This window comes from Pseudomonas sp. RW407 (assembly GCF_003176655.1).
In the GTDB taxonomy this organism is placed as follows: domain Bacteria; phylum Pseudomonadota; class Gammaproteobacteria; order Pseudomonadales; family Pseudomonadaceae; genus Pseudomonas; species Pseudomonas delhiensis.
Window position 1 is genome coordinate 612,454 of record NZ_QGSL01000091.1, and the last position, 10,151, is coordinate 622,604.

General features: G+C 67.6%; 8 protein-coding genes. 4 read left to right on the plus strand and 4 right to left on the minus strand.

Features of this window, described 5'->3' with window-relative positions:
* Nucleotides 1–250 precede the first annotated feature (250 nt).
* Nucleotides 251–655, plus strand: coding sequence for a YbaY family lipoprotein (locus DK254_RS15115; protein ID WP_109934411.1), 405 nt, complete (start codon nucleotides 251–253; stop codon nucleotides 653–655).
* Between the two features lie 112 nt (nucleotides 656–767).
* Nucleotides 768–1,445 carry a DUF4197 domain-containing protein gene (locus tag DK254_RS15120; protein WP_109934412.1) on the plus strand — a complete coding sequence of 226 codons (678 nt, stop codon included), beginning with the start codon at nucleotides 768–770 and terminating at the stop codon, nucleotides 1,443–1,445.
* Nucleotides 1,446–1,834: 389 nt separating this feature from the next.
* Here the strand turns inward: DK254_RS15120 and DK254_RS15125 are convergent, their stop codons facing one another.
* The gene (locus DK254_RS15125; RefSeq protein ID WP_109934413.1) at nucleotides 1,835–2,962 is read right to left on the minus strand and encodes an aromatic ring-hydroxylating dioxygenase subunit alpha; all 1,128 of its coding nucleotides are present in this window, start codon (nucleotides 2,960–2,962) and stop codon (nucleotides 1,835–1,837) included.
* 17 nt (nucleotides 2,963–2,979) lie between these two features.
* The gene (locus DK254_RS15130) at nucleotides 2,980–3,579 is read right to left on the minus strand and encodes a TetR/AcrR family transcriptional regulator (protein WP_109934414.1); all 600 of its coding nucleotides are present in this window, start codon (nucleotides 3,577–3,579) and stop codon (nucleotides 2,980–2,982) included.
* Between the two features lie 102 nt (nucleotides 3,580–3,681).
* On the opposite strand from DK254_RS15130, the gene DK254_RS15135 reads away from it, so the two are divergent.
* A complete protein-coding gene (locus tag DK254_RS15135) occupies nucleotides 3,682–4,515 on the plus strand; it encodes a crotonase/enoyl-CoA hydratase family protein (RefSeq protein ID WP_109934415.1) in 834 nt (277 codons plus the stop codon).
* A 601-nt stretch (nucleotides 4,516–5,116) separates the two neighbouring features.
* Here the strand turns inward: DK254_RS15135 and DK254_RS15140 are convergent.
* Entirely contained in the window at nucleotides 5,117–8,188 is a 3,072-nt protein-coding gene (locus DK254_RS15140; RefSeq protein ID WP_109934416.1) for an efflux RND transporter permease subunit, read from the minus strand.
* Between the two features lie 6 nt (nucleotides 8,189–8,194).
* Nucleotides 8,195–9,298, minus strand: a complete 1,104-nt coding sequence (locus DK254_RS15145; protein ID WP_109934417.1) for an efflux RND transporter periplasmic adaptor subunit — start codon at nucleotides 9,296–9,298, stop codon at nucleotides 8,195–8,197.
* 97 nt (nucleotides 9,299–9,395) lie between these two features.
* On the opposite strand from DK254_RS15145, the gene DK254_RS15150 reads away from it, so the two are divergent.
* Entirely contained in the window at nucleotides 9,396–10,028 is a 633-nt protein-coding gene (locus DK254_RS15150) for a TetR/AcrR family transcriptional regulator (protein WP_109934418.1), read from the plus strand.
* Nucleotides 10,029–10,151 lie beyond the last annotated feature (123 nt).

The window sequence follows — 10,151 nt, forward strand, 5'->3', positions numbered from 1 at the left end:
GCCGAGGTGGGCGTGGACTGGATACTCGAGCGTCTCGATGGCATCGCTCCGCAGCTCTCGGCCAAGGACCAGGTCGGCAAGTCATTCAGCGACGCCGAATGCTACGACTGACCACTGGTTCCCCAAGCCCCGCCGCAACGGCGGGGCTGTTTGCCGCAAATCAGCGAAACCTGCGTTTACAAACCCCCTCGCAACCTTTGCGCCTAAGCTGTGTCGGATGACGCCCGTTCTATCCGGAAGGAATCCGCCGATGAAGCTCACCGCCCTCCCCCTCCTGCTCATGGCCGGCGTGCTCGCCGCCTGCGCTTCCAACTCGCCTTCGCAGCATGCTTCGCTCAGTGGCGAGGTGTTCTACCTGCAGCGCATCGCGCTGCCGCCGGGTGCGCAGGTTTCGGTGAGCCTGCAGGATGTTTCCCTGGCCGATGCGCCGGCCGTGGAGCTGGCTTCGCAGACGCTGCCCGGCGGCCAGCAGGTGCCGGTTGCCTTCAAGCTCGATTACGACCCGCAGCAGGTCCAGCCTGGCCACAGCTATGCGGTCAGCGCGCGCATCGAGAATGCCGGCAGGCTGCTGTTCATCAGCACCGAGCGCCACGGCGTCAAGCTCGACGGCAGCGATCCGCAGCCGCTGCGCATCCGCGTCGACGCGGTGCGCTGATCCGTCCTCCCGCGGCCGGGTTCCGTTGCCGGCCCGGCCTCGCTAAGCTTGTCCCTTCGTCCTTCGCCGAGGCCCTCGGCGAAGGTTCCGCCCCGCCCCACAAGGAATCCCGATGCTGCGTTTCACCGCCCTGCTGGCCGGCGCCCTGCTGTCCGCCAATGCCTTCGCCCTGTCCCTCGCCAACCTCAGCCAGGCCGACGCCAGCGGCGGCCTCAAGGATGCCCTGAGCCAGGGCGCGCAGATCGCCGTCAAGCAACTGGGCAAGCCCGGCGGCTTCACTAACGATCCGGCCGTGCGCATCGAGCTGCCGGGCAAGCTGGGCAAGGCCGCCAAGGTGATGAAGCAGTTCGGCATGGGCGCCCAGGTCGACCAGTTGGAAGCCAGCATGAACCAGGCCGCCGAGGCCGCCGTGCCGCAGGCCCAGGCGCTGCTGGTGGATGCGGTGAAGAAGATGACCGTGCAGGACGCCAAGGGCATTCTCGCCGGCGCCGACGATTCCGCCACCCAGTACCTGGAGCGCAGCAGCCGCGAACAGCTGCGCCAGCGCTTCCTGCCGATCGTCAAGCAGGCCACCGACAAGGTCGGCCTGGCCAAGCAGTACAACGCCTTCGCCAGCCAGGCCGCGGCCTTCGGCGTGGTCGATGCCAAGGATGCGAACGTCGAGGGCTACGTTACCGAGCAGGCGCTGGATGGGCTGTTCAAGGTGATCGCCCAGCAGGAGAAAGGGATTCGCGAGAATCCGGCGGGGGCGGCTACCAGTCTGGCGAAGAAGGTTTTCGGGGCGCTCTGAAGCCTGCAGAACTCGCGAAGGGTGTTTCCCGGTTGCATCGTCGTATCGGGTGGCTTCGCGCCCTCTCCCCAGCCCTCTCCCGCAAGCGGGAGAGGGAGCTGTCCTGAGCTGCCTGGTAGACAGGCGTCATCCGGCGACGACTGTGCGTCCCTGGAACCGTAGGAGCGGATTTATCCGCGATAGCCATGCATGGGCTCAGCCCATCGCGGACGGAGTCCGCTCCTACAGGTTGCCGGGAGGCGCGGTATTCCTCCCCGTAGGAGCGGACCTTGTCCGCGATAGCCAGACGTATCGGCGCGGATCGCGGATGAGATCCGCTCCTACGCTGCCCCACCCGCACCATTCAAATGTAGGAGCGCGCCCTGCGCGCGAATCGCGGACAGTTGCTCCTACAAGCCCTGCTCCAGGCTCTGGTGGAACCACCGCAGCGCCACCTCGTAGGTCCCGTGCCACAGGCGTTCGCTGGCGCCGGCGCGGATGCCGTTCTGCACCCGCGTCGCCATGGCGAAGTCTTCTTCCAGGGCGGCGTAGAGGATTTCGTTGTTCTTCTCGAAATAGCGCCGCGCCTTCTCCGTCTGCGGCTCCTCCGGCAGCAGTGTGTGGCTGAGCACCCGCGTGGCCAGCGGGCCGTCGGGGAATACGCTGGAGAAGTCGATGTGGTCCGGCTCCACCAGCACCAGGGTGTTCGGCCACAGCAGGTACAGCAGGTTGCCGTGGCGGCGCAGGTCCCATTGCTCTTCCGGCTGCCCCTGCAGCTCGCGCAGGTTGCGTTTCACGTAGTAGTTGCGGATGTGCCGGCCGAAGCGCTCGAAGCTGCCCAGGTTGGGCCAGAACAGGTGGTCGATGGTGGCCTGGTGGGCCTTGGCCACGTGGTAGTTCTCCAGGAAGGTGTCCACCGTCAGCTTCCAGTTCACCGGGCGGCGGATGTCGCGCGGGTCGAAGAGCACGTGGTCGTCGATGGCGAAGCTGTCGAAGTCGGCGCACAGCGCTTCGCCGAAGAAGCTGTCCAGGTCCAGCGCCGGCCCGGGTGAAAGGCGCGCCCAGACCGCGCCGAAGCGCTCGGCCACCGGCAGTTCGGTGAGGTTCAGGCAGGCCCTGTCGACGCCTTCGAAGCCGTAGCCGTGGGGAATGCCGCGCAGTTGCCCGTCCGGATTGTAGGCCCAGGCGTGGTAGGGGCAGACGAACACCCGGTTGCGCCCCGCCGCCTCGCCTACCAGTTGCGTGCCACGGTGCTTGCACACGTTCAGGAAGGCCCGCAGCCGCCCCTGTTCGTCGCGGGTCAGCAGCAGCGGCACCATCAGCTCGCGGGTGAGGAAGGCGCCCTTGGTGATCTCGCTGGAACGCGCCACCAGAACCGGCTCGCGCAGCAGCACCTCGTCGCGTTCGCGGCGGTAGCGTTCCTCGTCCAGGTAGGCGGACACCGGCAACGACGACGGCTCCGCCGCGCCATCGGAAACGCTCCGCTCGGCCAGGGCCAGGACCTTGCTCAACAGCTCCACCTGGGTTGCATGCTGCATGGGGCGACTCCTTCTGTTCAGTTCGACAGGGGCGCCAGCGCGCCGCGGATGAAATGCCACAGCTGCCGCGCCAGTTGCGCGGCCGGCGGCCGGGGCTGGCGCGCCAGGGCTTCCAGCAGGGCCTGGTGCAGGCCGCCGAGGATCATCGCCGAGACCAGTTGCGCATCCAGTTGTGCGTTGAGCTGCCCGGCGGCCTGGCCGCGGCGGATGTTGTCGGCGCCCTGGCGGATGTTCTCGGCGATGCGCTGGGCCTCCAGCGCGGCCACCTCGGGTTCGCGCGCCAGGCTGACCAGCACCAGCGGCGCCAGCGGCTCGGCATAGACGAACTCCACCGCGCGACGCACCCGCTGCGCCTCGCGCTCGCTCCAGTCCTGGGCCTGGGGCAGCGGGTCGGCGGCCATCACCTGGGCCTGGTAGCGGTCGTAGAAGTCCTCCGCCACTGCCGCCAGCAACCCGGCGCGGGAGGCGAAGTAGCGGTAGATCAGCCCCACCGAGACGCCGGCGCGCTCGGCCACCCGCCCCACTTCCAGGCCGCCGCCGAACTCCAGCAGTTCGGCGCGCGCGGCCTCCAGCAGGCTGGCGCGGGTTTTCAGGGCCTTGGCGGACAGGTCGGGCATGGCAGGGCTCATGGGGCTGGACAGGAAAAGTGAATTCAGTTTACTTATTTCTGCGAGCAAGCCAAGCCCCCATCCCAGGAAGCCACCACGAGAGCCCCGGCCATGAGCGAACCCTGCGTGCTGTACCGCGTCGACGGACGCGTCGCCACCCTCACCCTCAACCGCCCCGAGCGGCTCAACGCCATCGACGACCGCATGCCTGCAGAGCTGGAAGCGGCCGTGGCCCGCGCCAACGCCGACGACGCCGTGCACGTCATCGTCCTCACCGGCGCCGGGCGCGGCTTCTGCAGCGGCTACGACCTCAAGTTCTTCGCCGAGAACCCGCGCGGCGTCTACGGCAGCCAGGAAATGCCCTGGGACCCGATGCTCGACTACGCGCTGATGAAGCGGAACACCGAGCAGTTCATGAGCCTGTTCCGCAGCTACAAGCCGGTGATCGCCAAGGTCAACGGCCCGGCGGTGGCCGGCGGCAGCGACATCGCCCTGTGCTGCGACCTGATCGTCATGGCCGAGGAAGCGCAGATCGGCTACCCGCCGGCGCGCGTCTGGGGCTGCCCCACCACCGCCATGTGGGTCTACCGCCTGGGCCCGGAGAAGGCCAAGCGCATGCTGCTCACCGGCGACCTGGTCGATGGCCGCGAGGCCCAGCGCCTGGGGCTGGTCTACCAGAGCGTGCCGCTGGCCGAGCTGGACGCCACGGTGGACGCCCTGGCCGCGCGCATGCAGGGCATCCCGAAGAACCAGCTGATGATGCAGAAGCTGATGATCAACCAGGCCTTCCACAACATGGGCCTGGAGACCACGCAGATGTTCGCCACCCTGTTCGACGGCATCACCCGCCATAGCCCCGAAGGCGTGCGCTTCAAGGCGCGTTGCGAGGAAGTGGGCTTCGCCCAGGCGGTGCGCGAGCGGGATTCGGGAGCACCGATTCCCTGAACCGCCACATCCTGCTCGTAGGGCGAATAACCGTTCGCGGTTATCCGCCGTCGGCCGTGCCATCGGGGTGTCCGGCGTGGCGGATGAATCCAATCGCGGACAAAGTCCGCTCCTACAGGGAAATGCCACGCCTTCCGGCAACCTGTAGGAGCGAGCTTGCTCGCGAACGGACTCCGCAGCGGGGTTTATTCGCGAGCAAGCTCGCTCCTACGAAGAGCATTTCGGCGCGGGCCGCAAGACAGTTGCTCCTACGACCGTGCTTCCCAGGACCGTAGGAGCGGACTCCGTCCGCGATCATCCGTCGTTGAAAACGGCGGATAACGTTTCCCGGTGACGTAGGCATTGGGATCAAGAGCGCCCTCTCCCGCAAGCGGGAGAGGGGGCTGTCCTCTGCAGGAGGAAAGGCCGGCGTCAACCTCACACCTTCGCACTAGACAGTGCGTAGGGCGAATAACCGTTCGCGGTTATCCGCCGTTACACCTCGCTCGCCGGCCAACGCTATGGCCGAGCCCGAAGCGCCTCGCAATGGTGCTCCGAGGTCGATACCGAAGCGGCCTGGAGCCAAGGTCAATCGGCGTATGACCGCGAACGGTCATACGCCCTACGCAGGTTCCTTCTTGACCCTGAACCAGGCGGCGTAGAGCGCCGGCAGGAACAGCAAGGTCAGCGCCGTGGCGACGATCAGGCCGCCCATGATGGCCACCGCCATGGGCCCGAAGAATACGCTGCGCGACAGCGGGATCATCGCCAGCACCGCCGCCAGGGCGGTGAGCACGATGGGGCGGAAGCGCCGCACCGTGGCCTCGATGATGGCGTGCCAGCGGTCCAGGCCGTGGGCGATGTCCTGCTCGATCTGGTCCACCAGGATCACCGAGTTGCGCATGATCATCCCGGCCAGGGCGATGGTGCCGAGCATGGCGACGAAGCCGAAGGGCTTCTGGAACACCAGCAGGAACAGGGTCACGCCGATCAGCCCCAGGGGCGCGGTGAGGAACACCATGGCCATGCGCGAGAAACTGCGTAGCTGGACCATCAGCAGGGTCATCACCACCACTAGGAACAGCGGGATGCCGGCGTTCACCGAATTCTGCCCCTTGGCCGAGTCCTCCACGGTGCCGCCCACCTCCAGCAGGTAGCCGTCGGGCAGTTGGGCGCGGACCGGGTCGAGGGTCGGCGAGATCTGCTTGACCAGCGTCGCCGGCAGCGAGTCGTCGTAGATGTCCGCGCGCACCGTCACCGTGGGCAGGCGGTTGCGCCGCCAGATGATGCCTTCCTCGAAACCGTACTCCAGGGTCGCCACCTGCGACAGCGCCACGCTGCGGCCGTTGTTGGTGGGGATGGCCAGGCTCGGCAGCTGCGACAGGTCCTGGCGCTCGCGGGCGTCGCCGCGCAGGAGGATCTCGATCAGCTCGTTGTCCTCGCGGTAGTAGCTGACAGTGGAGCCGGTCAGCGAGCTCTGCAGGAACTGCGAGATGTCCCGGGTGCTCACGCCCAGGGCGCGGGCGCGGTCCTGGTCGACGTTGAGGAAGATCGCCTTGCTCGGCTCCTCCCAGTCCAGGTGCACGTTCACCACGTGGGGGTTCTCGCGCATCTTGTCCGCGACCTTGCGCGCCAGGGCGCGCACTTCGGCGATGTGCTCGCCGGAAACGCGGAACTGCACCGGGTAGCCCACCGGCGGGCCGTTCTCCAGGCGGCTGATGCGGCTGCGCACCGTGGGGAAGTCCTCGGCCATGCGCTGGATCAGCCATTGGCGCACTTCCTCGCGGCTCTGCAGGTCCTTGGCCAGGACCACGAACTGGGCGAAGCTCGCCGCCGGCAACTGCTGGTCCAGCGGCAGGTAGAAGCGCGGCGAGCCGGTGCCGACGTAGGCCACGTAGTTCTCGATGCCCGGGTGCCCGGCCAGCAGTTTCTCCAGGCGCTGGGCCTGCTCGGCGGTGGCGGCCAGGGAGTCGCCCTCGGCCAGCTTCAGGTCCACCAGCAGCTCCAGCCGCGCCGACGGCGGGAAGAACTGCTGCGGCACCAGGCGGAAGGCGGCGATGGAGCCGACGAAGGCCAGCAGCGTCAGCACTATCACCGTCTTGCGGTAGCGCACGCACCACTCCACCAGGCGCCGGAAGCGCTGGTAGAAGGCCGTCGAGTACGGATCGTGGCCCTGGTCGCTGCCGCCGTGCTTCTCGGCGTAGCGCTTGGCCAGGTCCGGCAGCAGCTTGGCGCCCAGGTAGGGCACGAAGACCACCGCGGCGATCCAGGACACCAGCAGCGCGATGGTCACCACCTGGAACAGCGAGCGGGTGTATTCGCCGGTGCCCGACTGCGCGGTGGCGATGGGCAGGAAGCCGGCGGCGGTCACCAGGGTACCGGTGAGCATCGGGAAGGCCGTGCTGGTCCAGGCGAAGCTGGCCGCCTTGAGGCGGTCGTAGCCCTGCTCCATCTTCACCGCCATCATCTCCACGGCGATGATGGCGTCGTCCACCAGCAGGCCCAGCGCCAGCACCAGGGCGCCCAGGGAAATCTTGTGCAGGCCGATGTCGAAGTAACGCATGCAGACGAAGGTCATCGCCAGCACCAGCGGGATCGACAGCGCCACCACCAGGCCAGTGCGCAGGCCCAGGGAGAAGAAGCTCACCAGCAGCACGATGATCAGCGCCTCGGCCAGCACCCGGACGAACTCGCCCACGCCCTCGCGCACCGCCGCCGGCTGGTCCGACACCTTGCGCAGCTCCATGCCCGCCGGCAGGTTCTGCTGCAGGCGCTGGAACTCGTTCTCCAGGGCCTTGCCCAGGACCAGGATGTCGCCGCCGCTCTTCATAGACACGGCGATGCCGATGGCGTCCTCGCCCATGAAGCGCATGCGCGGCGCCGGCGGGTCGTTGAAGCCGCGGTGCACCTCGGCCACGTCGCCGATGCGGAAGGTGCGGTCGCCCACGCGGATGGGGAACTGGCGGATGTCCTCCACCGAGTCGAAACGGCCGGTCACGCGCAGTTGCACGCGGTCGCTGGCGGTCTCGAAGAAGCCGGTGGCGCTCACCGCGTTCTGCTCCTCCAGGGCCTTCTGCACCGCGGCCAGGGGCAGGCCGAGGGTGGCCAGCTTGGTGTTCGACAGGTCGATCCAGATCTTCTCGTCCTGCAGGCCGACCAGCTCGACCTTGCCGACGTCCTTGATGCGCTGCAGTTGCAGCTGGATGCGGTCGGCGTAGTCCTTCAGCACCGCATAGTCGAAGCCCTTGCCGGACAGCGCGTAGATGTTGCCGAAGGTGGTGCCGAACTCATCGTTGAAGAACGGCCCCTGGATGCCCTGCGGCAGGGTGTAGCGGATGTCGCCGACCTTCTTGCGGATCTGGTACCACAGCTCGGGGATGTCCCTGGACTTGAAGTCCTCGCGGGCGACGAAGGTCACCTGGGACTCGCCCGGGCGCGAGAAGGAGACGATGCGGTCGTAGTCGCCGGTCTCCATCAGCTTCTTCTCGATGCGCTCGGTGACCTGGCGCGAGACCTCCTCGGCGGTGGCGCCGGGCCAGTTGGTCTTGACCACCATGGCCTTGAAGGTGAAGGGCGGGTCCTCGCTCTGGCCGAGCTGGGTGTAGGACAACACCCCGGCGATGCCCAGCAGCAACATCAGGAAGAGTACGATCGGTCGGTTCTGCAGGGCCCAGGCGGAGAGGTTGAAGCGCATCCTGCGTCACTCCTTCGCCAGCAGCTTGACCGAACGGTTCTCGCGGTCGACCGGGCGTACCTGCTGGCCTTCGCGCAATACCTGGACGCCCGCGGCGACCACCCAGTCGTCGGGCTGCAGCCCTTCCAGCACCGGCACCCGGTCCTCGGTGTAGGGCCCGATGCGCACCGGCCGGCGGTGCAGGCTGGAATCCTTCGGGTCGACCACCCAGACGAACGGCTGGCCGCCCTCGGCGCTCACCGCCGCCAGCGGCACGGCCAGGGGCACGGCGCCCTCGTTGTGGATGTAGACGCGGGCGCTCTGGCCCAGTTCGGCCGGCACCTTGGCGTCGTCGAAGGCCACCCGCGCGGCGAAGGTGCGCGACTGCGGGTCGGCGGCCGGCGACAGCTCGCGGATGTGCCCGCTGAAGCGCTTGTCCGGCTGCGACCAGAGCTCGACGCTGACGCCCTCGCCGATGCGGAAGCGCTCGATGGCGTGCTCGGGGAAGCTGATCAGCACCTCGCGGTCGCCGTCGGCGGCAAGGGTGAAGACCGTCTGCCCGGCGGCCACCACCTGGCCCACCTCGACGCGCCGCGCCGAAATCACCCCGTCCTGCGACGCGCGCAGCACGGCGTAGTCGGCCTGGTTGCGCGCCACGTCGTACTCGGCGCGCACCTGCTTCATGCGCGCCTCGCCGGCGCGGTAGGTGTTCTCGATGTTGTCGAACTGCGACTGGCTGACCAGCTTGCGTTCCAGCAGCGTCTTGTAGCGCAGGTATTCCGAACGCACGGTCTGCAGGTTGGCCTCGGCGGCGGCGACCTGGGCGCGGTTGGCCTCCAGCTGCAGGCGCACGTCCTCGGGGTCGAGCTCGGCCAGCGGCTGGTCGCGGCGCACCCGCTCGCCGGTCTCCACCAGGCGCTTGGCCACCTTGCCGCCGATGCGGAAGGCCAGCTCCGGCTCGTGGCGGGCATGCACCTCGCCCGGGTAGGCCTCGGTGACCGAGCGCGCCAGTTGCGGCTGCACGACCATGGCCGGGCGCAGCGCCGGCTTGGCCGGCTCGCCGTTGCCACAGGCAGCGAGGGACAGGGAGAGGACCAGGGGAGCAGCGACGGACAAGACATGGCGGAACATGATGGATGACCTTTCGCGAAACGCAGTTGAATTTTTATACTTGTCGGTATAGTAAGAATACAAAACCAACCAGTCCAGTATTTGAATTGTAAAAAAAATGTCCCAGCCTCCCCTTTCCAACGGCCCCGGCCGCCCCAAGGACCTGGCCAAGCGCCAGGCGATCCTCGACGCCGCCAAGGAACTGTTCCTGTGCAACGGCTACGATGGCAGCAGCATGGAAGCCATCGCCGCCGAGGCCGGGGTTTCCAAGCTCACCGTGTACAGCCACTTCACCGACAAGGAGACGCTGTTCTGCGAGGCGGTGCAGGCCAAGTGCGCCGAGCAGGTGCCGGAGCTGTTCCACGAACCGCCGGCCGACGCGCCCACCCGCGAGCTGCTGCTGAACATCGCGCGGGGCTTCAACCGCCTGATCAACAGCCCCGAGGCCATCGCCCTGAGCCGCCTGATGATCGCCCAGGGCGGGCAGAACCCGGCGCTGTCGCAGATGTTCTTCGACGCCGGCCCGCAGCGCGTGCTGGACCAGATGGAAAGGCTGATCGCCCAGGCCCAGCGCAAGGGCGAACTGCGCGAGGGCGACGCACGCAACGCCGCCGAGCACTTCCTGATGCTGGTGCAGGGCTGCCTGCACTTCCGCCTGCTGATCGGCTGCGTCGAGCTGCCGCCGGTGGAGGAAAGCGAAAGGCATGTGCAGGAGGTGGTGGAGTTGTTTCTGAGGGCTTATCGGCCTTGAGGCCTATGCCGTAGGCGCTTCTCCTGTAGGAGCGAGCTTGCTCGCGAATAGTGCTCACCCGGGACTTCGGTGTTTGTGGTGGTTCAATTTCCTCGGACACCTCGATAGGTGGAAAATCCACTG